This is a genomic window from Streptomyces sp. DSM 116793 (assembly GCF_057320905.1).
Window position 1 is genome coordinate 4,079,985 of the sequence record NZ_CM170494.1, and the last position, 23,769, is coordinate 4,103,753.

General features: G+C 73.3%; 17 protein-coding genes. 8 read left to right on the forward strand and 9 right to left on the reverse strand.

The features are described 5' to 3' along the window. Positions 1 to 109: 109 nt before the first annotated feature. The gene (thpR, locus tag ACSMXW_RS15720; protein ID WP_485807069.1) at positions 110 to 688 is read right to left on the reverse strand and encodes an RNA 2',3'-cyclic phosphodiesterase; all 579 of its coding nucleotides are present in this window, start codon (positions 686 to 688) and stop codon (positions 110 to 112) included. A gap of 159 nt (positions 689 to 847) precedes the next feature. Continuing rightward, entirely contained in the window at positions 848 to 3,811 is a 2,964-nt protein-coding gene (locus ACSMXW_RS15725) for a S8 family serine peptidase (RefSeq protein ID WP_485807071.1), read from the reverse strand. Positions 3,812 to 4,205: 394 nt separating this feature from the next. Between ACSMXW_RS15725 and ACSMXW_RS15730 the strand changes: the two genes are divergently transcribed. Then, complete coding sequence (locus ACSMXW_RS15730; RefSeq protein WP_485807073.1) at positions 4,206 to 5,195, forward strand: winged helix-turn-helix transcriptional regulator; 990 nt, start codon at positions 4,206 to 4,208, stop codon at positions 5,193 to 5,195. 415 nt (positions 5,196 to 5,610) lie between these two features. Here ACSMXW_RS15730 and ACSMXW_RS15735 read toward each other — a convergent pair whose 3' ends face one another. Further along, positions 5,611 to 5,976, reverse strand: a complete 366-nt coding sequence (locus ACSMXW_RS15735; protein WP_485807075.1) for a hypothetical protein — start codon at positions 5,974 to 5,976, stop codon at positions 5,611 to 5,613. Between the two features lie 132 nt (positions 5,977 to 6,108). Here ACSMXW_RS15735 and ACSMXW_RS15740 point away from each other — a divergent pair, with 132 nt between their 5' ends. Both ACSMXW_RS15740 and ACSMXW_RS15745 read left to right on the forward strand, forming a co-directional pair. Then, positions 6,109 to 6,903: a helix-turn-helix domain-containing protein gene (locus ACSMXW_RS15740; protein WP_485807077.1), complete on the forward strand. Its 795-nt coding sequence runs from the start codon at positions 6,109 to 6,111 to the stop codon at positions 6,901 to 6,903. Continuing rightward, entirely contained in the window at positions 6,896 to 7,174 is a 279-nt protein-coding gene (locus tag ACSMXW_RS15745) for a DUF397 domain-containing protein (RefSeq protein WP_485807079.1), read from the forward strand. Before ACSMXW_RS15740 ends, ACSMXW_RS15745 begins: the two co-directional genes overlap by 8 nt. Before the next feature lie 87 nt (positions 7,175 to 7,261). Here the strand turns inward: ACSMXW_RS15745 and ACSMXW_RS15750 are convergent, their stop codons facing one another. Both ACSMXW_RS15750 and ACSMXW_RS15755 read right to left on the reverse strand, forming a co-directional pair. Further along, complete coding sequence (locus tag ACSMXW_RS15750) at positions 7,262 to 8,527, reverse strand: MFS transporter (RefSeq protein ID WP_485808066.1); 1,266 nt, start codon at positions 8,525 to 8,527, stop codon at positions 7,262 to 7,264. 544 nt (positions 8,528 to 9,071) lie between these two features. Beyond that, complete coding sequence (locus ACSMXW_RS15755) at positions 9,072 to 9,509, reverse strand: MarR family winged helix-turn-helix transcriptional regulator (protein ID WP_485807081.1); 438 nt, start codon at positions 9,507 to 9,509, stop codon at positions 9,072 to 9,074. A gap of 165 nt (positions 9,510 to 9,674) precedes the next feature. Here ACSMXW_RS15755 and ACSMXW_RS15760 point away from each other — a divergent pair, with 165 nt between their 5' ends. Next, positions 9,675 to 9,863: a ribbon-helix-helix protein, CopG family gene (locus ACSMXW_RS15760; RefSeq protein ID WP_485807083.1), complete on the forward strand. Its 189-nt coding sequence runs from the start codon at positions 9,675 to 9,677 to the stop codon at positions 9,861 to 9,863. Positions 9,864 to 9,896: 33 nt separating this feature from the next. On the opposite strand, the gene ACSMXW_RS15765 is transcribed toward ACSMXW_RS15760, so the two are convergent. Continuing rightward, on the reverse strand, positions 9,897 to 11,324 hold the full coding sequence (locus tag ACSMXW_RS15765) for an NCS2 family permease (protein ID WP_485807085.1): 1,428 nt from the start codon (positions 11,322 to 11,324) through the stop codon (positions 9,897 to 9,899). 182 nt (positions 11,325 to 11,506) lie between these two features. Here ACSMXW_RS15765 and ACSMXW_RS15770 point away from each other — a divergent pair, with 182 nt between their 5' ends. Then, positions 11,507 to 11,803, forward strand: coding sequence for a DUF2530 domain-containing protein (locus tag ACSMXW_RS15770; RefSeq protein WP_485807087.1), 297 nt, complete (start codon positions 11,507 to 11,509; stop codon positions 11,801 to 11,803). A 114-nt stretch (positions 11,804 to 11,917) separates the two neighbouring features. Next, positions 11,918 to 14,416 (forward strand): cation-translocating P-type ATPase, encoded by a 2,499-nt coding sequence (locus ACSMXW_RS15775; protein WP_485807089.1) that lies wholly within the window; start codon positions 11,918 to 11,920, stop codon positions 14,414 to 14,416. A 3-nt stretch (positions 14,417 to 14,419) separates the two neighbouring features. Here ACSMXW_RS15775 and ACSMXW_RS15780 read toward each other — a convergent pair whose 3' ends face one another. From ACSMXW_RS15780 to ACSMXW_RS15790, 3 genes are all read right to left on the reverse strand, one after another. After that, positions 14,420 to 15,298, reverse strand: coding sequence for a calcium-binding protein (locus ACSMXW_RS15780; protein ID WP_485807091.1), 879 nt, complete (start codon positions 15,296 to 15,298; stop codon positions 14,420 to 14,422). Between the two features lie 198 nt (positions 15,299 to 15,496). Beyond that, the gene (locus ACSMXW_RS15785; protein ID WP_485807093.1) at positions 15,497 to 19,042 is read right to left on the reverse strand and encodes a sacsin N-terminal ATP-binding-like domain-containing protein; all 3,546 of its coding nucleotides are present in this window, start codon (positions 19,040 to 19,042) and stop codon (positions 15,497 to 15,499) included. A gap of 544 nt (positions 19,043 to 19,586) precedes the next feature. Then, entirely contained in the window at positions 19,587 to 20,507 is a 921-nt protein-coding gene (locus ACSMXW_RS15790; RefSeq protein ID WP_485807095.1) for a DUF3027 domain-containing protein, read from the reverse strand. Between the two features lie 898 nt (positions 20,508 to 21,405). On the opposite strand from ACSMXW_RS15790, the gene ACSMXW_RS15795 reads away from it, so the two are divergent. Beyond that, on the forward strand, positions 21,406 to 22,851 hold the full coding sequence (locus ACSMXW_RS15795; RefSeq protein WP_485807097.1) for an MFS transporter: 1,446 nt from the start codon (positions 21,406 to 21,408) through the stop codon (positions 22,849 to 22,851). Positions 22,852 to 22,985: 134 nt separating this feature from the next. After that, positions 22,986 to 23,588: a DUF2771 domain-containing protein gene (locus tag ACSMXW_RS15800; protein ID WP_485807099.1), complete on the forward strand. Its 603-nt coding sequence runs from the start codon at positions 22,986 to 22,988 to the stop codon at positions 23,586 to 23,588. Positions 23,589 to 23,769 lie beyond the last annotated feature (181 nt).

Consider the following 23,769-nt stretch of genomic DNA (forward strand, 5'->3'; position numbering starts at 1 on the left):
CCGCGCGCCTCATCTGTTGACCGCCGCCGCCACGACGACGACCGCGAACATCAGCACGAGCACACCGGCCATGATCCGGTTCCGGGTCTTCGGGTCCACAGAGCTGAGGTTAACCGGCGCCGCGCAGCGGCCACCCGCCGACCTTGGTGTACCGGGGCTGCTCACCGGGCACCCCGCTGCGCGGCAGCGTGCTGCGGACCAGCGCCAGCTCGTCCACGGTCCACTCACTGCCGGTGAACCCGTCCAGCTCGGTCACCAGGGCGTCCAGGTCCCGCTGCGCACGGGTGCTCGCCAGCGTCAGGTGCGGGCGGTAGCGGCGGTGCCGCCCCATGTCCAGGCCCGCGCGGCGCGCCGCGGCCTCCGCGCGGTCCGCGAGCCGCCGCAGCACCGGCAGCTCCCCCTCGGCCCCGGCCCACAGGGTCCGCCCCGGCCCGAACTGCCCTCCGCCGCGCAGGGCCAGCCGGAACGGCTCCGTCCGGGACGCCGCGCGCTCCAGCCGTGCCGACAGCTCCGGCACGGTCTCGTCGGGCACCTCCCCGTAGAACGCGAGGGTGAAGTGCCAGCCGGGCCGCTGGGTCCAGCGCAGCCCGTCCACGGCCGACCCGTCGCGGCTGCGCAGCAGGTCGACGACGGCGGCCAGCTCGGCCACCACGTGCTCCGGCGGGAGGACTGCTGTGAAAAGTCTCATACGACTACGGGCACTCCCGTCTCCCGTCTCCCGTTCCCCGGTCCCTCGGCGACCAGCGCATCGTACCGAGGCCCCGTGGCACCGTGTCCCCTCCGGGAACCTCCCGGAGGGGACACGACGGCCCGAGCGCCCCGAGGGGCGCGGGGAGCGGCGCGAGCCTCACCCGATGGACAACAACGTCCCGGCCCCGTTCGGATAGCCGATGTACGCCGTGGCGGGGCTCGACGTGTCGACGCCCGTCCACGACGCCGTGACCGTCAGCGGCACACCGGGTGCCCGGGGCGGCGCGGTCGGCGAGACCGTGAGCGTCCCGGACGGCGTGGAGCCGGCACCCACGAGGTTCGCCTGGAAGGTGAACGGCGTGGCCGTGGTCCCCGGAGCGTCGCCCAGGTCGACGACGATGGCCAGGTAGTCGCCCGGAGGCAGGTCGGGCACGCTGACCCGCGCCTGGTGGGCGTCGGGCGTGATGTCCCCGACGAGCTCCAGCGGCTGCCCGGCGCCGGGATCACGCGCGACCAGCATGGTCACCTTGCCCTCCGGGTCGTCGGTCGTGGCGAAGAACTCGCCCGCCTTCGTACCCGCGGGCGCGGTGATCCGGAAGTCCCGCTCCGAGGTGCCGGACGCGGAGAGCTCCGCCGTGACCCGCGGGCCCGACACGGGGCCGTAGCCGGTGATGGTCAGGTCCAGGTTGCCCGGGGTCACCTGGAACGACGTGCCGGAGTCCGCGCCGCTGCCGGTCACCCGGTCCGGGGCGAGCAGGGTCAGCGGGGTGACCGCGATGGGGCTGCGCACCACGGTGCGGCCGGGGCCCGTCCAGGTGAGCGAGCCGGTGACCAGCTTGCCGGAGGCCGCGGTGGTCTGCTCGAAGGTGATGCCGACCTCGGCGGTCTGGCCGGCCCGGGTGAAGTGCAGGGTGGCCGGCGTGACCGTCGCCCGGATCCCGGGCAGGTCGACGGAGGCGCGGAACGTCCCGGGGCGCTCGGCGGTGAGGGTCCGGGTCACCGTCTGCCGGCCGAGGAGCTGTCCGATGGCGATGGAGGGGTAGTTGAGGTCGCTGGGGTCGGCGGCCTTCACACCGGAGCCGGTGTCGATGCCCTGGCCCTCCTCGTAGGCCAGCCAGTCCGTGCGGGACGAGTCGTACACCAGGCCCGGGTCGAGCATCCGGGCCGGGTCGACCTCACCGGAGCCCTGCGCGAACACGTCGGTGTTCGCGGCGCCGGTGGCGGTCCTGGTGTCCACCGCGGTCGTCATCATGGCCGACTTGACGGCCATCGGCGACCAGGTGGGGTGCAGTCCCAGGTAGAGCGCGGCCAGGCCGGAGATGTGCGGGGCGGCCATGGACGTGCCGGACATGAAGTCGAAGGGGTACCCGAGGCGGTTCTGCGTCGGCGGCGCCACCGCGGCGAGTATGCCCACGCCGGGCGCGGCGATGTCCGGCTTGATGAGGTCGCCCTTGTTCTGCGTCGAGGGGCCCCGGGAGGAGAACGCCGCGATCTGCGGGTAGGGCTCGCCCGAGGAGCCGCCGGGCACCAGGCTGGCGGTGGCGCCGGCCGTGCCCGCGTAGTCCCGGACCGTGGTCGCGTCGGGCGTGTTCAGGTGCACGGTGGGCACGGCGTGCGTGTCCCCGTCGGTGTCGAGGTCCTGGGTGTTCACGAGCACCATGCCGACGCCACCCGCGCGGGCCACCTCCAGCGACTTGCTCGCCCGGGCGTTGACACCGCGGTCGCACACCACGATGGTGCCCGCCGCCTTCGCCGGGTCGAGGGTGCCGGCCTGGCAGAGCGCGGCGTCGGCGGTGGTGGCGTCCGCGTTCTTGACGTCCTCGGCGAGGACCAGCCGCTCCGGGCCCACCTGCGCCGAAACGCTGGTGCTGACGCCGGTGAAGTCGCGCCCGTCGCCGAGCCGTACGGTCGCCTCCAGGGGCTTGATGGTGCTGGCGGCCACCGTGGTGGTCCAGGGGGCGGTGTTGTCCAGGCTCGCGGCGTCGGGGCCGGCGTTGCCGGCCGCCGTGGAGATGAAGACACCGGCCGCGGCGGCGGCCTGGAAGGCCTGCTGGACCGGTGAGTCGAGCGCGGTCTCAAGGGTGGAGCCGACCGAGTAGTTGATCACGTCGACGCCGTCGGCGACCGCCTGGTCGACGGCGGCGACGATGTCGGAGTCGTACCCGCCCGCATTGCCGCTCGTGTCGGTCCAGAGCGCCTTGTAGACGGCGATCTTCGCGGCGGGGGCCACGCCGCTGACCTTCCCGAAGTCGGTGCCGTTCACGGTGGCGTCCACGTCGGCGTCGCCCGCGGCCGTGGACGCCGTGTGGGTGCCGTGGCCCTCGCCGTCCCGTGCGGAGACGTAGTCGGCACGCTTGTCGGGCGGGTAGGCCGACAGCCAGGTGTCGCCGAAGTACCGGACACCCACGATCTTCGTGTTGCAGAGGTCCGCCGTGAACTTCTCGCCGGTCTGGCACGTTCCGGTGAACGTGCCGCCGTCGGCCTTGCGCATCACGATGGACGAGCCCTTGCGGTAGGGCCGGTACGGGTCCTTCGCGGTGGGCGGCGCGGTCCCCAGCGCGGGCGCGGCGAACGACGCGCTCTCCGGCCAGATGCCGGTGTCGATGTCGCCGATCACCACACCCCGGCCGGCCTCGGCGGTGCCGCCGAGCGCGGACCACAGGCCGTGCCGTCCCGACAGGCCGAGGAGGTCGGTGGACCGCGTGTCGTCGGCGATCTTGTTCAGCCGGTCCGGGGCGACCGACAGCACGCCCTTCCGGTGGGCGAGGCGGACCACCTGTTCCGCCGTCAGCTTTGCGGTGAAGCCGTCGGTCGCCACGGAGTACCGCTTGCCGATCTTCGCCCCGACGGACGCGGCGACCTGGCTCTGCCGGCCGGTGAGGTAGGCGCGGTAGCGGCGCGCGTCGGCGCCCGTGGTGTCCACCTTCGCGCCGTGGGCCGGCGCGGTGGCGGGTATCCCGTCGACACCGCCCCGGTACGACGCCACGGGCGCGTCCGCGAGGGTGACGACATAGCGGCCGGCGGCGAGGTGGCCGGCGGCCGGCACCGGCCGCGGCGGGCCCCCGGCCGCCTCGGCGGGCACGCCCGCCGACAGCGTGACCAGGACGGCGGCCGCTGCCACCGCCCCCCGGGCCGGAACTCTGCCAGCGGGTCCAAAGGATCTTCTTCGTGACGTCGACGTCACACGGTCCTCCTCTTGGGCATGGCCCGGCCGCGCGCCCCGGCCGCTCGACGGCACCGCGCCCCGCCCGGCGATGGAGGACCGACGGCGAGGGCAGGGGGGAGCGGGGGAACGGAAGCCGGGGGAAGGAAAGGGAAGGAAAGGACGGGAGGGAGCAGGCTGGTGGGGGGACGCCACGGCCTCCTCGTCGCAGCGTGGAAAGTGAACATCGCGCCACGGAAAGCTGTCCAGATACTCTGACTGGCGTTCTTGGTCAACTGGCGGAGATCGCCACGCCGCGGGAGGCCCCTCGGTGATCGGGGAGGCCCGCCATGGGTGATGCGGAGGACAAGTCGTGCTGACGGCCCTGGGGATTACTCCGTCCGACGAACGCGTCTACCGCCTGTTCCTCGAAGGCGACGACCTGACGCCCCGCCAAGTGGCCGAGGCCAGCGGCCTGACACCGGGCCGCGTCCGGGGCTGCCTCTCCCGCCTGACCGCCCTCGGGCTGCTGCGCAGGACCCACCCCGGCACCTACCAGGCGGTGAACCCCCAAACGGCGCTGCTGCCGCTGCTGAGCAGGCGCCGGCTGGAGGCGGAGGCGGCGTTCAGCGCGGCCCGCGCCGAGGTCGACACCATCGCCGACGCCTACCGGGCGGGCCAGTTGCGCGCCGACCCCGGCAACCTGGTGGAGGTGCTGTCGGGACGTGACGTCGTCATGGCCCGTGTCGAGGAGCTGAACCGGTCCGCGAGCAGCCACATATGGGCACTGGACAGACCGCCCTACCTGGGCCGGACGGACGGGGCGCAGCACAGCAACGACGACGAGCGCGCCGTCACCCGGGCCTGGCTGGCCCGGGGCATCGAGGTCCGCTCCATCTACTGCCCCGAGTCCATGGAGCGCCCCGGCCGGTTCGAGACACTGCTGGGCCTGGCCGCCGAGGGTGAGCAGTGCCGGATGCTGCCCACCCTGCCGTTCAAGCTGCACATCATCGACAAGCGCGTCGCCCTGGTGTCGCTCGTCGGGGGTGTCTACGACAGCCTGGCCGTCGTCCACCCGTCGGGCCTGCTCGACGCGCTGGTGGAGCTGTACGAGGCGTACTGGGAACGGGCCGAGCCGCTCGGGCAGGCGTCGCCGGAGGCGTCTCGGGCTCAGGGGTTCAGCCACGAGGAGGTGGTCCTGCTCGGCATGCTCAAGGCGGGCCTCAAGGACCAGGCCATCGCCCACCAACTGGGCCTCAGCACCCGCACGGCCACCCGCCGCATCGCCGCCGTGCTGGCCAGGCTGGGCGCCCGGACCCGTTTCCAGGCGGGCTTCGAGGCGGCGGCCCGCGGCCTGGTCTGAACGGCCCGGGGGCCGGCCCGGCCTGGAAGGACCGTGCGCCGGCCTGGTCCGGACGAGCCGGGTGCCGGCCTGGCCTGAGCGGCCCGGGGCCCAGACGGCTCCGCGGCTCACACCTGCGCCACGGCGTGCGCCCCGGTCCGCCCCCACGCCCCACCGGGTGGGCCGAGGCAGACCGGGACGGGCCGGGACGGGACGGGCCGGGACGGGACGGGACGGGCCGGGACGGGCCGGGACGGGACGGGCCGGGACGGGCCGGGCCGGGACGGGACGGGACGGGACGGGACGGGACGGGACGGGACCCTCACGGAGAGGGAGCGTGCGCGTGCGCTGCGGAGCATGGTCAGTTTGGGCAACGGACTGCCTTTCACGCGGAGGTGTCCGCGCCCCGGCACGGGCGCGTGGCGCCGCTGGGAGTTCACTCATCCGACCCGGCTGCCGCCCCGCCCGCGCCCGCGCCACCGGAGCCGCCTGCGCCGCACGCCGTCGTCAGGCGGGCTCCCCTGCTCTCGGCGATCCGGATCACGTCCCGCAGCGCCTCGGCCAGGCGGGTGGCGAGGAAGAGCACCTGCGCGAACGTGACCCTCCGGTCGGCGACCATGTCGTCGGCGTGCCGGAGAAGTTCCTCCGCCATGCCGAGCTGGATCGCCTCGATGCTGTCGGCGAGCCGCGACACGCGCCCGGTGCCGTCGCCCACGAGGTAGCAGGGCCCGCCGTCGGGCCGCCGCCACGGCAGCAGCCGCGCCTCGTCCGGCCAGTCCGGGGTGGGGGGTTGAGAGTCCACGGCAACTCCTTGTGGCGTCGGTGAGCTGGGACGGTTCCTTTGTGTAGCGATTCGCTCACAGAGTGGGGCGGTGCGGGTTACGCTCGCCAGCAGGTCGACGGTGACCTTGGTTCTGTCACAGGGGGATTGACGGTGGGCAATACCTACGGGGCATGGCTGAAGGCGCAGCGCGAGGCGGCGGGCATGACACAGCAGGAGCTGGCCGACGCGGCGTTCATGACGCGCTCGCACATCGCGCACATCGAGGCGGGACGCCGGATTCCGTCCCGCGAGGACGCGCGGCGCCTCGATCAGGCGCTGGGTACCGGGGATGTGCTGAGCAGTTTTCTGCCGGAGGACGATTCGGCAATCGCCGACCACTTCGCGACGGCACGCGACCTGGAACAGCAGGCGACCATCATCCACGATTTCGCGTCGATGCTGGTGCCGGGCCTCCTGCAAACCGAGGGGTACGCAAGGGCCTTGATGCGGACCGCGTTCCCCCCGTGGAGCGAAGATGAGTGTGACAGGCTCGTCGTATCACGGCTGGAACGCGCGAAGATCCTTTCAGACCCTGTGACGCCCGTATTCTGGGCGCTGTTGGACGAGGCGGTGCTTCGCCGCCCAGCAGGCGGACCCGATGTCATGGCAGCCCAGCTCATGCACGTCGTGCGCCTGGCCGAAGGCGGAAGGGTGCGGGTACACATCCTGCCGTTCGGTTTGGGGGAACACACACTGACGCAGGGAATGCTGAAGCTGATGTGGTTTGAGGATCAGCCACCGGTGGCTTACACCGAGGGCATCGGCATGGGCAAGATGATCGACTCACCTTCCATGGTGCAGCGGCTCCAACACTCCTACGCTCTCGTACTGAGTGATGCGCTGCCCTTAAAGGAGTCCATCACCCTACTCAAGGCGACAGCGAAGGAATACGGAGACCATGAGTGACCACACGATTCCGGAAGCCAGCAGGCTGACCGGCTGGCGCAAGTCGTCTTACAGCGACAACGTGGGAGGCGACTGCCTGGAGGTACTGGACATCTGGCGCAAGTCGTCCTACAGCGACAACATCGGGGCTAGCTGCGTCGAGGTCCTTGACGACCACCCCACCGGCGTACCCGTTCGCGACAGCAAGAACCCCCACGGCCCAGCCGCCATATTCGGGCCGACCGCATGGTCGGCGTTCGTCTCCGCGGTCAAGGCCGGCACCCTGTGCTGACGCCGCGGCACGCACTCGCTCCGGCGTATCAGGGGCAGCGCCCACGCGGATAGCCGAGCTGCCCGGCCGCGACGATCCACCCCAGCCCTACGCCGCCGTCGCCAGCTCCCCGCGCGGCACGAACTGGACGTGCCGCCGCCCCGGGCGCAGGTCGACCTTGAGGCGGAGGTTGGCCGCGCGCACGAGCATGAAGCCGACGACGACCGCCGCGGCGGCGCAGACCAGCCCGCCGACGCAGAAGCTGACGCGGACGCCGTAGGAGTCGGCGAGCCAGCCGAAGAGCGGGCCGCCGAGCGGAGTGCCGCCGGTGAAGACCATCATGAACAGGCTCATCACCCGGCCCCGCATCTCCGGGTCCGTGGCCATCTGCACGGAGGAGTTCGCGGTGACGTTGGTGGTCATGCCGACGATGCCGACCGGCACCACCAGCACCACGAACATCCAGTACGACGGCGCCCAGGACGCCACCGCCTCCAGGACGCCCAGGGTGAGCCCGCAGGCGATCAGCATCCGCTGCCGGGTGCTGCGGCGCCGCGCGGCGAGCAGGGCGCCGATCAGGGAGCCGGACGCCATCAGGATGTTGAAGAGCCCGTACATCCCCACGCCGCCGTGGAAGATGTCGTTGGCGTAGGCGCTGAGCCAGATGGGGAAGTTGAACGCGAACGTGCCGACGAAGCCGATCAGGACGATCGGCCAGATCAGCTCGGGGTGCCCGGTGACGTACTTCAGGCCCTCGCGGAGCTGGCCCTTGCCGCGCGGGGTGGGCTGGATCTCGTGCAGCTCGCTCGTGCGCATCAGCAGCAGCCCGGTGAGCGGCGCGAGGAAGGAGAGGCCGTTGGCGAGGAACGCCCAGCCGGGGCCGACTGCGGCGGTGAGCGCGCTGGCGACGGCGGGGCCGACGAGGCGGGCGGACTGGAAGTTCGCGGAGTTCAGGCTGACGGCGTTGCGGACCCGGTCGGGGCCGACCATCTCGGAGACGAAGGTCTGCCGGGTGGGGTTGTCGACGACCGTGACGAGGCCCGTCCAGAACGCGGCCAGGTACACATGCCAGACCTGCACGACGCCGCTGAGGGTGAGCGCGGCCAGCAGCAGGCCGCTGAGGCTCATCGCGCTCTGGGTGCAGAACAGCAGCTTCCGCTTGGCGAAGCGGTCGGCGATGAGGCCGCCGTACAGGCCGAAGAGCAGCATCGGCAGGAACTGCATCGCGGTGGTGATGCCCACTGCCGCGGACGAACCCGTCAGGCTGAGGACCAGCCAGTCCTGGGTGATGCGGGACATCCAGGTGCCGGTGTTGGAGATGACGGCGCCGGACGCGAAGAGCCGGTAGTTGCGGATCCGCAGCGAGGAGAACATCCCGTCGCGGCGGCCGGCGGGCTTGCCGGGGTCCTTGGGGCCGCCGACGGCGACGGAACCGGCGCCGGGTGCGAGGGCGCCCCGGGTGCCGGCGCCCTGGGCGGTGGCCCGCGGCACGGCCGCGGCGGGGGCGGCCGGGGAGTCCGCGGCGTCGTCGGCCGGGGCCGCGGGCCGCTGACAGTGCGCCGAGTCGTCGGCGCTCTCCCGCGGGGCGGTGTCCGCGTCCGGGGCGGTGCCTGGGTGCGGGGCGGTGCCTGGGTGCGGGGCGGTGCCTGGGTGCGGGGCGGTGCCTGGGTGCGGGGCGGCGCCTGGGTGCGGGGCGGCGCTCGCGGCCGGGGATGCCGGGGTCGCCCCGGCCGCCGCGGCGGACCGGGCGGGGTGTGGGGTCTGGGGGTGGTGGGTGGGGTCGGGTATCGGTGCGGGGGCGGAATCTGCTCCGGATCCCGTACTCAAAGGGGTTCGCCTCCTTGGCGCGGGGGCACGCCTGGCGTGCCGTGGTCGGGTGTGGTCCCCGGGGGTGGGCGGGGGCTCATGGGCGGGCGGATCAGAGTTGGGCCAGCTTCTCCAGTACCGGGGCGGCGACGCGCAGCTTCGCCCAGTCCTCCTCGTCGAGGCCGGCCGCCAGCTCCGCGAGCCAGGCGTTCCGTCGCCGGCGGCTCTCCTCCAGCATGGCCTCCGCACGCTCGGTCTGCGTGACGACCTTCTGGCGGCGGTCCTCGGGATGCGGCTCCAGACGGACCAGGCCCTTGGCCTCCAGCAGCGCCACGATGCGGGTCATCGACGGCGGCTGCACATGCTCCTTTCGGGCTAGCTCACCCGGTGTGGCCGTGCCACACCGGGCCAGGGTGCCGAGCACCGACATCTCGGTGGGGCTCAGCGACTCGTCGACCCGCTGGTGCTTGAGTCGACGCGACAGGCGCATGACCGCGGAACGCAGTGCGTTCACCGCGTCGGCGTCCTCGCCCAGGGAAAGATCCGGCATGGTCTTTAGCATAACTCATTACTCTGGCTAAGTACCACCATGACGCGCGTCACCCAGCGCCAAATGCCCACCGGACCTGCACAGGAACCCCCATCTCACCCATACGAGTGATGAGAGGCCGGAAAGTGCTACAAACCACGGCCCACCCCCGGGACCCTCGTGCCCATGGGGACCAACGTGCTGAGCCTGCGGATAGACGACCAGCTCCTCGACCGTCTGCGGAAGCACGCCGCCAGAAGGGGGGTGACCGTGCAGGACTACGTCATCCAGATGCTCGTCCGCGACGACTTCGACGAACGGTTCAGCGCCGCCGTCGAGGAGACACAGCGGTTCTACGGCGTCTCAGGCGCCTGAGGGCGACGGCCGGCGTCAGACCGACGGCCGGCGTCAGACGAGTCCGAGCGCGGGCATGAGGTAGTAGAAGGCGAAGATCGCGGCGACCACGTACATCGGGACCGGCACCTCGCGCCACCGCCCCGCCACCAGCCGCAGCGCCGCGAATGTGATGAACCCCATCCCGATGCCGTTGGTGATCGAGTAGGTGAACGGCATCAGGAGCATCGTCACGAACGCCGGGATGGCGATCGTCCAGTCGCTCCAGTCGATCTCGCGGATCGATCCCGCGAAGATCAGGAAGCCCACGGTCACCAGGGCGGGGGTGGCCGCCTGCGAGGGCACCATGGTGGCCAGCGGCGTCAGGAAGAGGGCGAGCACGAACAGACCGCCCGTGACCAGGTTGGCGAAGCCGGTGCGCGCGCCCTCGCCGACCCCGGCCGTGGACTCCACGAAACAGGTGGTGGCCGACGAGGACGACGCCCCGCCCGCCGCCACGGCTATGCCGTCCACGAAGAGCACCCGGTTGATCCCCGGCACGTTGTCCCGGGCGTCCGTGAGCCCGGCCTCGTCGCTGATGCCCATGATCGTGCCCATCGCGTCGAAGAAGCTGGACAGCAGGACGCTGAAGACGAAGAGCACACCGGTCACGACGCCGACCCGATGGAAGCCGCCGAACAGGCTCACCTTGCCGATCAGGCCGAAGTCCGGGCTGGCCACCGGGTTGCCGGGCCACTTCGGGGTGGTCAGGCCCCAGGACGGCACATGCCCCACCGCGTTGATGATCACCGCGAGCACCGTCATGGCGATGATGCTGATCAGGATCGCCCCCGGCACCCTGCGCACCAGCAGCCCCAGCGTGAGCAGCACCCCCAGCGCGAACACCAGCACCGGCCAGCCGTGCAGCCGCCCGTCGGTGCCGAGCTGGAGCGGGACGGTGGTGTGGGCGGCGTCCGGGATGCGGGTGACGAAGCCCGAGTCGACCAGGCCGATCAGCAGGATGAACAGGCCGATGCCGATCGCGATGCCCTTGCGCAGGCCGTGCGGGACCGCGTTCATCACCCGCTCCCGCAGGCCCGTGGCCACCAGGATCATCACGATGAACCCGGCCAGCACCACCATGCCCATCGCGTCCGGCCAGGTCATCCGGGGGGCGAGCTGGAGCGCCACGACCGTGTTCACGCCGAGGCCGGCGGCGAGGGCGATGGGGACGTTGCCGATGACGCCCATCAGGAGCGTGGTGAACGCGGCGGTCAGTGCGGTCGCGGTGACGAGCTGGCCGTTGTCCAGGTGGTGGCCCTCGATGTCCGTTCCGCTGCTGAGGATGATCGGGTTCAGGACGATGATGTAGGCCATCGCGAAGAAGGTGGCGAAGCCGCCGCGGATCTCCCTCACGTAGGTCGAGCCGCGCTCGGAGATCTTGAAGAAGCGGTCGATCGCGTCCCGCGGGGGCTGGGGGGTGGCCTCGGCGGCGTTCGGCATGCGGGGACCTTCGGGTTCGGGTGGGCTCCGACGTTGGCGGTACGAATACACCACACCCCTCATCCGGGACTCCGCCCCGGTCCCGCCATCCGCCCGATACGCCCGGGTTCCTCCCGCCCCCCGCCCCACCACGAACCCAAGGCGCACCGGCCACAACAACGCCGCCCCCGTAAGCTGACCGCATGCGTGGAGTTCCCAGCGTCTTCCGGCAGCCGGTCAGGCATGAAGCCCCCGCCCCCCTGGAAGGCCCCGTCGTCGCCACCATCACCGGCGGCACGATCATCTGGTTCGTCCTCTTCCTCGCCCAGCTCCCCTTCTACAACTGGTTCCACTCCCACGGCCACACCTGGTGGCTGTGGACCTGCCTCACCGGCGCCGCCCTCGGCACCATCGGCATCTGGTACGTCCGCCGCCGCGACGCCGCGATAAGGCGAGCGGCGCAGCACGCGGACTCCGACCAGCCCCCGACGACCCCGTAGAAGCCGGACCGCAACAAGCCCACGGCCCCGGACCGCCACAAGCCCACACAAGACGGATCGCAACAAACTCATAGAAGACGGACAAACCCCCCTCTCCCCCGTACCGTCTGATGCATGGCGGCCAACGAACCGGGCGGAGGGCCCACCCCCAGACCTCCCACACCCCCCGCACCCCCCGACGCCCCCCGCACCCGCGGCCTCACCTCCGCCCAGGTCGCCGAGCGCGTCGCCCGCGGCGAGACCAACGACGTCCCCGTCCGCTCCAGCCGCTCCACCACAGACATCGTCCGGGCCAACGTCTTCACCCGCTTCAACGCCATCATCGGCATCCTCTGGCTGATCATGCTCGCGGTCGCCCCCGTCCAGGACACCCTCTTCGGCTATGTGATCCTCGCCAACACCGGCATCGGCATCGTCCAGGAGCTGCGCGCCAAGAGGACCCTGGACAACCTCGCCGTCATCGGCGAGGCCAAGCCCACCGTCCGCAGGGACGGCAGAGCCGAACGCATCACCACCGCCGAGATCGTCCTCGGCGACGTCATCGAGACCGGCCCGGGCGAGAAGATCGTCGTGGACGGCACGTGCCTGGAGACGAACGGCCTGGAGATCGACGAGTCCCTGCTCACCGGCGAGCCGGACCCCGTCGCCAAGCGCCCCGGCGACGAGCTGCTCTCCGGAAGCTTCGTGGTCGCCGGCACCGGCGCGTTCACCGCGACCAAGGTCGGCCGCGACGCCTACGCGGCCCGGCTCACCGAGGAGGCGTCCCGCTTCACGCTGGTCCACTCCGAGCTGCGCGGCGGCGTCTCCGTGATCCTCAAGTACGTCACCTGGATGATGATCCCGACCGCGATCGCCCTGGCCATCAGCCAGCTCGTGGCGCACCACACCGACCTCAAGATGTCGGTGGCACGCGCCGTCGGCGGCATCATCCCGATGGTCCCGGAGGGCCTGGTCCTGCTCACCTCGGTGGCCTTCGCGATCGGCGTGATCCGGCTGGGCCGCCGCCGCTGCCTCATCCAGGAACTGCCCGCCATCGAGAGCCTGGCCCGGGTGGACACCGTCTGCCTGGACAAGACCGGCACCCTCACCGAGGGCGGCATGAGCGTCACCGAGCTGCGCACCCTGGACGGCAGCGACGAGAAGGAGGTCCGCGCGGTACTCGCCGCGCTGGGCGACACCGACCCCCGCCCGAACGCCAGCCTGCGCGCCATCATCGAGGCCTTCGCCGGCGAACGCCGCCGCCCCGCGGGCCCCGGCACCCGGGTTCTCCCGTTCTCCTCAGCCCGCGGCTACAGCGCGGCCACCCTGGAAAACGACAGGGAAGGAGAGGGAGAAAGCGGAAACGGAAGAGGAAGCGGAAACACCAACGACGCAGACCGCACCGACGAAGCCGGCACCCCCCGCACCTGGCTGCTGGGCGCCCCCGACGTCCTGCTGCCGCCCACCCACCCCCACCTGTCCACCACCGCACGCCTCAACGAACAGGGCCTTCGCGTCCTGCTCCTCGCCCGCGCCGCCCGCGACCGCGACCTGGACGACCCGGAGGTCACCGCGGACGTCCGCCCCACCGCCCTCGTCGTCCTGGAGCAGCGGCTGCGCCCGGACGCCCCGGACACGCTGCGGTACTTCGCGGCCGAGCGGGTGGACGCGAAGGTGCTCTCCGGCGACAACGCCGTCTCGGTCGGCGCGGTCGCCGCCAAGCTGGGGCTGCCCGGCGCCGAGCGCGCCCTGGACGCCCGGACGCTGCCCGCCGACCCCGACGCCATGGCCGAGGCGGTCGAGACCCACACCGTCTTCGGCCGGGTAGCCCCGCGGCAGAAGCAGCAGATGGTCAGGGCACTCCAGTCCCGCGGCCACATCGTGGCGATGACCGGCGACGGCGTGAACGACGTCCTGGCGCTGAAGGACGCCGACGTCGGCGTCTCCATGGGCTCGGGATCCGAGGCGACGAAGGCCGTGGCACAGGTGGTGCTGCTCGACAACACCTTCGCCATGCTGCCCGCGGTGGTCGCGGAGGGCCGCCGCGTGATCGGCAACATCACGCGCGTCGCCACGCTCTTCATCCTCAAGACGGTCTACTCGGTGCTGCTCGCGATCCTGGTGGTGCTGTTCCAGGTCGAGTACCCGTTCCTGCCGCGGCACCTGACGCTGCTGTCCACGCTCACCATCGGCGTCCCGGCGTTCTTCCTGGCGCTCGCGCCCAACACGGAGCGGGCCCGGCCGCAGTTCGTGCGGCGCGTGATGCGGTACGCGATCCCCGGCGGCATCCTCATGGGCGCGGCCACCTTCGCCACGTACATGCTGGCCCGGCACTACTACACGGGCAGCGGCGCCCTCGCCGCGGAGACCAGCGCCGCCACGCTCGCGCTCTTCCTGATCTCCCTGTGGGTGCTGGCGATCGTCGCCCGCCCCTACACATGGTGGCGGGTCTGCCTGGTGCTGGCCATGGGCCTGTGCTTCCTGCTGGTGCTGACCCTGCCCGGCCTCCAGGAGTTCTTCGGGCTGAAGCTGGTGGGCATGGCGGTGCCGTGGGCGGCGGTGGCCATCTCGGCGGTGACGTCGGCCGGCCTGGAGATCGTGTGGCACAAGGCCGGCCGACGCGGGGCCGTCTGAGGGCTAGTTCACGTCGACGAAGTCACCGGCGGCCTTCACGGCCGGGGTGGTGGAGGTGCCGGCGAAGGAGTAGCGCCAGTACCCGTCGGTGGCCGCCGTGACCGTGGTCCTCAGCTCGCCGGTGCCGTCCGTGGTCAGCGTCTTGACGGTGCTGTAGGTGCTGGAGTCCTTCTTGCGGAACTGCAACTGCACCTTCTGTCCGGTGTAGCCGTGGTAGGCGTGGTCCTCCCAGTTGGCACGGGAGAGCTTGCCGGTCACGGTGATGGCGGCGCCCTTCTTCACCGGCTCCGGGGAGGCGTTGACCGTCTGCTTGGACAGCCGCTGGACGTGGTGGGTGGTGTAGTAGTCGTCCCAGAACACCTGGTTGTCGTGGGAGAGGGCGCCCACCGTCACGTGCCAGGTGCCCGCGAGCGCGTTCATGGAGAGGTCGGAGCGCGGGTCGATGGTGTAGCTCAGCACGCACGTGGACGTGGTGGCGTCGACGGCGGTGCAGGTGGCCTGGTCCTCGTTCGGCAGCAGCAGGCCGTCGATGGTGCCGAGGTCGGTGCCGTGCCACAGGTCCAGATAGGCGTCGCGGATGCCCGCGGGGTGCGAGGCGGTGACCGCGACCTTGATCGTCTTCTTGTCCGTGGTGCCCAGGACGATGTCGGCGCCACCGTGCACGCGCACGTCCATGACCACCGGCTCGGTGACGTCAGCGCTCACCGCGGCGCGCGGCGCCTTCTTCGCCGGGGCGTCGCCGAACCGCGAGGCGGCGTCCGGCGCGGTGAACGCCTCGTGGGCGCCCGTGCCACCGGCGGCCTGCGCGGCGGGGACGGCGAACGCGGTCAGAGCCAGGGCGCCCGACATCGTCGCGGCGGCCACCAGGGTGCGAATACGCATGTGTTCCCCATGTGGAGAGGGGACCCCGGGGTGCCGTTGGACGGCACGCACGGGGCCCGGGTGATCCAGGAGTCTGCTGACTCAGGGGATCAGACCCCCAAAGGGGGAGAGAGGTTGTACAAGAGGTGAATTCTCCGTGACCGACTCTCCGTCGCTTCTCCACGGCCACCGCCCGGCGCGCGGAGGCGGCGCGGGCGGTCAGTCGAACCAGCGGTCCCGGGCCAGTTCCGCCGTCCGGGACGGATCCTCCAGCAGCGCCGCCACCTCGAAGCGGCGCGGCCACTCGCCGGCCGCCCACGCCAGGCCCGCCGCGACCCCCTCCAGCGTCGCCGCGTGCACCTCGCCGTCCTCGGTGCGGTACCAGTCCAGCTCGACTCCGTCCACGACCAGTTCCTCGTGCTCGACGTACGACCCGGGAGTGCCCGCGCCCAGCAGCACCCGCACCGACTCGGGCACCTCGCGCCGGGCGCCCTCGCCCCGCACCTCGCCCGGGACGGTCTCACTGAGGCGCCGCACCTGGAACAGCTCCGCGAGGTCCGCGGCCGCGGCGGGCGGCACCGGCAGCAGCGGGCGTCCCGCCGCCAGCGGCAGCACGTCCGGGGAGTCCGCGACCAGCGCCTCCCGGGCGTCCACGACCACCACCCGGCCGCCGCCCCCGGCGCCCTCGGCACTCTCCACGGCCCGGAGCTCGTCCGGCAGCGTCACCTGCTGCGGGTCCAGCTCCGCCAGCGCCCCGTACAGGCCGTGCAACTGGGCGGCGCCGACCTCGCGGTCCGGGTCGGCGAGCCGGTCGAGCAGCTCGGCGGCGCCGCCCGGCTCGTCGAGCAGCGCGGCCACCGAGGTGCGCACCCCGAGGGCCCGCAGCACCTGCTCGTCCTCGAAACCGGTGGCGTCCGCGGAGTCGTACAGGCCGGCCAGCAGCGGATCGCCGCCGGCGGCGCGCAGCCCGGCGGGCCTGCGGCCGTCCAGCACCGGGTGGCCGCGCAGCCACCACGCCGTGTACGGGCGGACGGTCTCGGAGGTGCCGTCCGGCAGCAGGATCCGCACCGGCTGCGTCAGCGCGTCCCGCAGCGGCGGCCGGGACAGCATCGCCAGCGCCTGCGGCCAGCGGTCCTCGTCGACCAGGTCCAGGTCCCGCACCGCCACGATCTCGGTGGCCACCGGCGGCACGGAGGTCCGCCCGCCGCCCGACCACCATCCCTCGTCGTCGCCGCTCCCCGGCGACGATGACAACTGCAGCCGGTCCAGCACGTCCTCGCACCAGACGTCCACGGCGTCCAGCAGGCCGACGTCGTCCGGCTCCGCGTAGTCGCCCTCGCGGGGCTCCAGGTCGTCCGGGTCCAGGACCACGTCGGTGGCACGCACCAGTTGGAATTCGGCCAGCGCACCGCACGCCGCGAGCGGCTGGGTGCCCCAGCGCTCGGCCAGCTCGGCGTCCACCTCGGCCAGTTCGCCCTCCCGCATCACCTGCGCGAACGGGCTGCCCGGCACCACCAGCTCGCCCGCGGGCGCCAGCTCGCCGTCCTCGTCCGGCAGCGCGAGGGCGCCGAGCCAGGGCTCGTCGCCGGGTTCAAGACCCGCGTCCCGCACCAGCGCGAGCACCACCTCTGCCAGCTCCTCCGCGTCCAGGCCGCGGGTCTCCTCGCCGCCCGGGCCGTCCGGGAACCAGTCCGGCTCGTCGTCCAGCGACGCCGCCACCGCGGCCCGCACCTGCGGGGTGGTCAGCACTGCACGCGGCGAGGCGGGCAGCGCTCCGAGCTTCTCCAGGAGGGGGTGGGCGGCGTCGGGGTGCGCGACCTTCAGGCCGAGGCGGGCGAGGGCCGTGGGGGACGGAACGGAGGCGCTCGTGCCGGTGCGGGCGGTGGCACCGGCGGGCTCGGCGGCCGTCTCCGACGAGGGCAGCGGGAGCAGGACGTGGCGGGGGCCGATGGTGGTGCGCGGCATCGCGGGGCCCTGCTCGCCGGTGTCCTCCTCCGCCTCGCCGCCGCGCGGGGCGCCGCCGGCCAGCGGGACCGGCAGGCCGGTCAGCCGCTCCGGGTCCACACCCGCCAGGCTGTCGTACAGCCGCCACCACCAGCCGGGTTCGCGCTCCAGGCCGGCGAGCCGGTCGATCGCCTCCGTCAGCGGCACCCGGGCGACCCCCAGGGTGCGCAGCTCCACCCGGCGCTCCAGGCCCGCGGGCAGCAGGCTGGGCAGCACCTCGGCCAGCACCCGTACGGTCTCGGCGCCCGCGCCCTCCACCACCTCGGCGTCCCGCGGACGCAGCGCGGCCGTCCCGGCCTCGCCGGGGCCGCCCCGGTCGAGGTCGCCGAGGTCGTCGGTCCAGACCGGACCCGGTTCGGCGGCGGTCGTCGCCAGGGCCGGCGGCAGGAACGGGGTGCGGGGCAGCCGCTCCAGGATCGCCCGGCGCAGGGCACCGTCCAACTCGCCCTTGCCGAGCGGTCCGGGCACCAGGTCGAGCAGCCCCGTGCTCACCGGCCGCCAGGCGGCCAGCAGCGCGGCGTACGTGTCCGCTGCGCGCTCCACCAGGAAGTCGGTGAGCGGGCCCGGGGCGACGTGCCGGCGCGTGGTGTCCAGCGGCAGCGAGGCGATCAGCAGCGCGGGGACGCCGAGGGGTTCGTCGCTCGGCGTCGGCGCGTGCACCACGGGCTCGGTGCCCGGGCGGCGCGGGGCGCCGTCGTCGTCCACCGGGACGGCCCAGGTGACCGACCAGTGCGGGCGGAGGCGTTCCTCGATGGGGCGGTCCTTGAGGAGTTCCCTGTCCAGCGCGCCGTGGACGTGGGCGGTGCGCCAGCGGGTGGTGCCCTCGCGGGTGTCCTCGATGAGGGTGAGGGGTTCGGGGGCCGGGGTGGGCGCGCCGGTGGGGGCGGGCTCGCGGGTCGGGGTGGGCTCGGCGGCGGCGGGGGCGGGCGGCGCGGCTTCGCCGCTCGGGGCGGTGCGGCGGCGGAGGGTGCGGGTGCCTGCGGGGGTCTCCACGACGACCTCGGTGAGGCCGGGGAGCGTCAGGAGGAGGGCCGCGTCGATGCCGTCGAGCAGCCGCTCCACGAGGTCACGGGCGGCGGCGTCCCGCAGCGGCAGGATCACGACCGTGTCGTAGCCCTCCGGGGCCGTGCCCTCGGCCGGGAACGGCAGCCGCAGCAGCGGTACGTGCCCCTCGCGCCGGCGCAGTTCGTCGCGGAGACCGCTGCTGTCCCGGGCGATCTCGGTGGCCAGCCCGCGGGCCTCGACGAGCGACCAGCGGACGCCGCCGGTGCGGCCGACGATCGCGGGCTCGTCGCTGACGGCGAGGACGGCGGCGAAGCCCACGCCGAACCGGCCTACGGGGGCCGGTTCGGCGGGGGTGTGGGCGGTGCCGGGGGTGCCGGGGGCGCCGGGGGCGGGGGTGCCCGGGGTGTCCGGGGTATCCGGCTCGTCGCGCTTGGCCGAGGCGCGGAGGGTGGAGAGGGATTCGACGCCTGCCGCGTCGAGGGGGGCGCCGGTGTTGGCGGCGACCAGGACGTCGTCGTGCAGGGTGAGGCTGAGGCGGCCCGGGGTGCGGGCGCGGGCGGCGGCGTCAGCGGCGTTCTGGGCGAGTTCCACGATCAGACGGTCGCGGTAGCCGCCCAGGGCGAGGTCCTCTTCCGCGTTGGCGTCCTCGCGGAAGCGGGCGGGGCTGGTGCGCCAGGCGTCGAGGACGCCGCGGCGCAGGCGCGCGGTTCCGAAGGGGTCCGCCCCTTCGGGGGCCGGCCGCACGGACTTGCTCACGGTGGTCACTCCTCGTTACCGAACCTGCACTTCACCGGGACGACGAGGGTACGCCGCCGCCCGAAGGTACCGCGTGGGGGCTGGGGGGGTGGGTGGCTGGGGGTGCCTGGTCACCGGGTGCCTGGTCACCAATGCGCCTTCTGCCTCGTCAGGGCGCGTGGCGCGATGGCGCGTGCGGGTTTCGCTGTGGGGCGAGGGTGTGGCGTGTACGGGTTTCCTCGTGGCCGGTGCGCCTTGGGTTTCGTTGTGGGGCGGGGCCGCGGGGGGATCTCCTCCCCCACTGCCTTAAAGGCGTGGGAGGTGCCCCCACGGTCCGGCGCCCTCCGTAGACGTTCGAGCTCGCTGGTCTTGGCGCCGGCCTCCCCCAGTGCCTTAAGGGCCTGGGGGAGGGTGGGCACAGCCCACGGCCCACCGCGCCTGAACGTACCGGCCCGCGCCGCCAGGGGCAGGGGGAACGGGAGAGGCCCACCACCCGGGATGGGGAGCCGCCGCCGCTCGGGGGGAGGGGTTGGAGGCGGGCGGCACAACGTGGTGCCGTGGGGGGCTAGCTGTGGCCGAGGTCTTCGGGTGGGGTGCCGGGCTCGACGGAGCCCGAGTCGTCGGAGGGGCGAAGGGGAAGCGGGTCCACCCGCGTCTCATCGATCACCGGCGGCGCCGGCTGCGGAGCCCGCGGCATCACCGCCGCCTCGGAATGCCCCCCACACCCGAACGCCAACGACACCACATGCCCGTCAGCCGGCGAGTACTCGTTCGCACAGATCCCGAAGGCCTGCCGCAACGACCCCGCGACCGGCACCAGGAACCCACAGCTCACACAGGACGCGGGCGCCGCCTGCGCCATCGCCGTCCGCGGCCCGTACGCCTCCTCCCAGCGCTCCGCCGCCTTCCGCAGCCCGTACCGGGAGAGCACCCGCGGCCGGGTCATGCCCAGTTCCTCGGCGACGGAGGCGATGCTGCCGCGGGACGGCGCGGTGGGGAGGTTCGCCGGAGGGCCGGAGGTGACCTCGGCGTCCTCGGCCTCGACGAGGTCGGCCATCTCGTGCGACACGGCGGAGTTCGGCGGCGGCACGTCCTCGCCGGAGAATCCCGGTTCGAGCCGGAGGTCGTCGGCGTCCGTGGGGAGCAGGTCGCCGGGGCCGAGGTCGCCGGGGCGGAGCCGTTCGCTCCAGGGCACCCACTCGGGTGCGAGCAGGGCGTCGGGGCCGGGCAGCAGCACGGACTCGTCGAGCGTGACGACCTTGGCGCGGGAGGCACGGGTGACCGTGACGGCCCACCGCCAGCCGCGGTAGCCCGGTTCGTTGCACTCGAAGAGGTGCGTGACGACGCGGTCGCCCTCACCCACCGCGGCGACGTGCTCACCGACCGCACCGGGGGCGGCGGCCTCCTCCGCCGCGGCCCTGGCAAGGCCGACCGCCTCGGCGCACAGACGGTCAGGGGTACGGCCTCGCGTTGTCGCTGCGCTCACAGGTATCGCTTCTCTCCTACGCCGTCTCACGGGTGCGCTTCCGGTCGGCGAGGGTGCGGACGGAGCGGACCGGGGGGCCGCGTCGACGTCCGCGCCCGGTCGTCCTCGGGCGCGCCTGCTGCCTCCATTCTGCGGGATGCTCGCAGGCGCGGGGGTGAGTGGACCGCCGCGGGGCGCGTTACGCACGCTACCTCTTCTGGGCCCACGGTCCCACACCCCCGGGTGACCACGCCGCGCGCCGCCCCGTCCACACAAACTCTCCCCCAGCCCCGACCCCGGGTTCTCCGGCCCCTTGGACCACCTCCACGGGGGGTTCCTCCCCCTTCCCCGTCTGCCGCTGGTGGGCCCTCTTCCCCGTCTGCCCCTGGCGGTGCGGGCCGGCACCGTTCGGCGCTATACGCCAGGCTGTGCCCACCCTCCCCCAGCGCCTCAAGGGCTTGGGAGGTACTCCCAGTCCTGCGGTACGACTGCCTGCGGCGCACGAGGTGGGAAGGTGCGGGCCCACTGGTCCGCAGTCGCCGACGAGAGGTGAGGGGACGTGGGGGGATGTCCGCCCTGGGGGTACCTCCCAGGCCTTTAAGGCACTGGGGGAGGCCGGCGCCACGACCAGAGAACCCTCCAGTGTGCGGAGGGCGCCGGACCGTGGGGGCACCTCCCACGCCTTCAAGGCAGTGGGGGAGGAGATCCCCCCGCGGCCCCGCCCCACAACGAAACCCAAGGCGCACCCGCCACGACGAAACCCGCACCCGCCCCAGCCCCAAGCACCACCACGAACCCGCCGCGGCGTCACCGAAGCCAGGGCACGTAGACGCCGAGGCATGCGGTGCCTACCGCCAAACGTGCCGCGTGCAGCGTGCGAAGCGAGCTAGTGGGAGGCATCTGGGGGCACTATGACGGAGTGGCAGCCGCACGGGCGTCCCTGACCGCCGGCGGACCCGGCCCGCTGCGCCGGACCGTCCGGGCACTGGCCCACGCCCTGAACTTCCCCCTCACCCTCGCAGCCCGCACCATCCGCAAGGCCACCAACGCCCACGGCGCCGGCGAATCCGGCCTCGGCAAGCTCATCGAGCTGCACAGCGTCAACGGCGCCGGCGACGTCATGATCACCGTCGCCCTCGCCTCGACGGTCTTCTTCTCCGTCCCCACCGACGAGGCCCGCGGCCGCGTCGCCCTCTACCTGGCCGTCACCCTCGCCCCCTTCACCCTCCTCGCCCCCGTCATCGGCCCCCTCCTCGACCGCATCCCGCACGGTCGCCGCGCCGCGATGGCCACCGCGATGCTGGCCCGCGTCCTCCTCGCCCTGCTGCTCTCGAACGCGGTCGTCACCGGCTCCCTGGCCCTGTACCCGGCCGCCCTGGGCGTGCTCGTCGCGTCGAAGGCGTACGGAGTGGTGCGCAGCGCGGTCGTACCGCGGCTGCTGCCGCCCCGCTTCTCGCTGGTGAAGGCGAACTCCCGGGTGACTCTCGGCGGCCTGCTCGCCACCGGCGCCGCCGCCCCGATCGGCGCCGGCCTGCACCTGATCGGCCCCCGCTGGCCCCTCTACGGCGCCTGTGTGATCTTCATCGCGGGCACCGTGCTCTCCTTCCAGCTCCCGCCGAAGGTCGACTCCGGCAAGGGCGAGGACAAGGCGCTCCTCGCGGCCGACGAGGAACACCTGCACGGCCCGCGCACGGCCCGCGCGGAACGCGAGGCCCGCGAGCAACACGAGGCACACGAGAGGCCCGGGGAGCGCGGCCGCCGCCCCGGGCTGCGCACGGTGGGCCCCGCGGTGACGCACGCCCTGGCGGCCAACGCGGTGCTGCGCTGGCTCTCCGGCTTCCTCATCTTCTTCCTCGCGTTCCTGCTCCGCGAGCACCCGCTGGCGGGGCAGAGCGCCGCGGTGTCGCTGGGCGCGGCGGGCGTCGGCGCGGGCGCGGGCAACGCGCTGGGCACGGCGGTCGGCGCCTGGCTGAAGGCCCGGGCACCCGAGGTGATCGTCGTCACGGTGGTCGCGGTCGCGGCCGGGGTGGCCGTCACCGCCGCCGCGCTGTTCGGTGCGCTGCTGGTGGCGTGCCTGGCCGCGACCGCCGGGTTCGCGCAGGCGCTGGCGAAGCTGTCGCTGGACGCGATGATCCAGCGGGACGTGCCGGAGGAGGTGCGCACGTCCGCGTTCGCCAGGTCGGAGACGCTGTTGCAGATGGCGTGGGTGATCGGCGGCGCGGTCGGCATCGCCCTGCCGCTCAACGGCACGCTGGGGCTCTCGGTCGCCGCGGGCGTGGTGGCCACCGGGTGGCTGACGACCGTACGGGGGCTGTTGTCCGCGACCCGGCACGGCGGTGCCCCGGGCCGTACGAGAGTGGTCTGAACCGGTTGGCTCGGTACACCGGGCCGCGGCCCCCGTGGCGCCCGGCCGCCGCCCCGGCACGACCCGCCACCACGCGGCACGGCACGCCGCCGCCGCACCCCGCGCCCCGCCTACCCGGCGGATAGCCTGCGCCCATGACCTCCCCGCCCCCGGCGGAACCGCGCCCCGGCACCGTCCAGCCCCACCGGATCCACCGCACCAGCCGCGTCCACCGCACCCAGAGCGCGCTCCTGACCCGCGGCCCCCACGGCACGCGCCGCCCCCACCGCACGCCCCGCGCCCGCCGCCCCGCCACGACGGCCACCGCGGCCGGCGCGGTCTGTGCCGCGCTGCTCGCGCTCTCCGGGTGCGGCAAGCCGACGCCGCTGGCCACCGTCACCGTCGGCCAGGACTCGGTGCACACGGAGGCGGCCTGTTACCGGGACGGCAAGCAGGTGCCGGCGGCGGAGCTCGAGCGCTGTCTGAGGCAGCGGGACTTCCACAGCATCGGGGTGGACCCGGACGCCACGGTCCGGTTCGGGGTGGATCCGGACATCGCCGACCAGGGCTGGACGATCCTCCTGAACGGCCGGTCGCTCACCGACGCCACCGGAAAGACGTACCGCACCATCCCGGGCAGCGTGTTCTTCAACCCGCAGTTCGGTGCGCAGGGCGGCGCCAGCACCGTGAGCATCCTGGAGGGCAGCGCGAGCCGGCCGATCGGCCTATGGTCGTTCACGTTCAAGAGGAAGACCTGACCCCGGGGCCGTGCGCCGGTGCGCCCGGTACGCCCGTATACGGTCAGTACGACCCGTACACCAGGAGAACGAGCACCGCGACCAGCCCACAGCCCGATCATCCGGACCGCCCGGACCGCCCGGACCGCCGGAACCACCAGACCCACCAGACCCAACGGACCCAACGGACCCGCCGGAACCA

Bases quoted from the DNA above. Each gene is read 5' to 3' on its own strand.
- ACSMXW_RS15760 (WP_485807083.1), top strand. From the start codon at position 9,675: ATGGGGACCAACGTGCTGAGCCTGCGGATAGACGACCAGCTCCTCGAC.
- ACSMXW_RS15770 (WP_485807087.1), top strand. From the start codon at position 11,507: ATGCGTGGAGTTCCCAGCGTCTTCCGGCAGCCGGTCAGGCATGAAGCC.
- ACSMXW_RS15745 (WP_485807079.1), top strand. From the start codon at position 6,896: ATGAGTGACCACACGATTCCGGAAGCCAGCAGGCTGACCGGCTGGCGC.
- ACSMXW_RS15800 (WP_485807099.1), top strand. From the start codon at position 22,986: ATGACCTCCCCGCCCCCGGCGGAACCGCGCCCCGGCACCGTCCAGCCC.
- thpR (WP_485807069.1), bottom strand. From the start codon at position 688: ATGAGACTTTTCACAGCAGTCCTCCCGCCGGAGCACGTGGTGGCCGAG.
- ACSMXW_RS15750 (WP_485808066.1), bottom strand. From the start codon at position 8,527: ATGTTCTCCTCGCTGCGGATCCGCAACTACCGGCTCTTCGCGTCCGGC.
- ACSMXW_RS15780 (WP_485807091.1), bottom strand. From the start codon at position 15,298: ATGCGTATTCGCACCCTGGTGGCCGCCGCGACGATGTCGGGCGCCCTG.
- ACSMXW_RS15755 (WP_485807081.1), bottom strand. From the start codon at position 9,509: ATGCCGGATCTTTCCCTGGGCGAGGACGCCGACGCGGTGAACGCACTG.
- ACSMXW_RS15765 (WP_485807085.1), bottom strand. From the start codon at position 11,324: ATGCCGAACGCCGCCGAGGCCACCCCCCAGCCCCCGCGGGACGCGATC.
- ACSMXW_RS15775 (WP_485807089.1), top strand. From the start codon at position 11,918: ATGGCGGCCAACGAACCGGGCGGAGGGCCCACCCCCAGACCTCCCACA.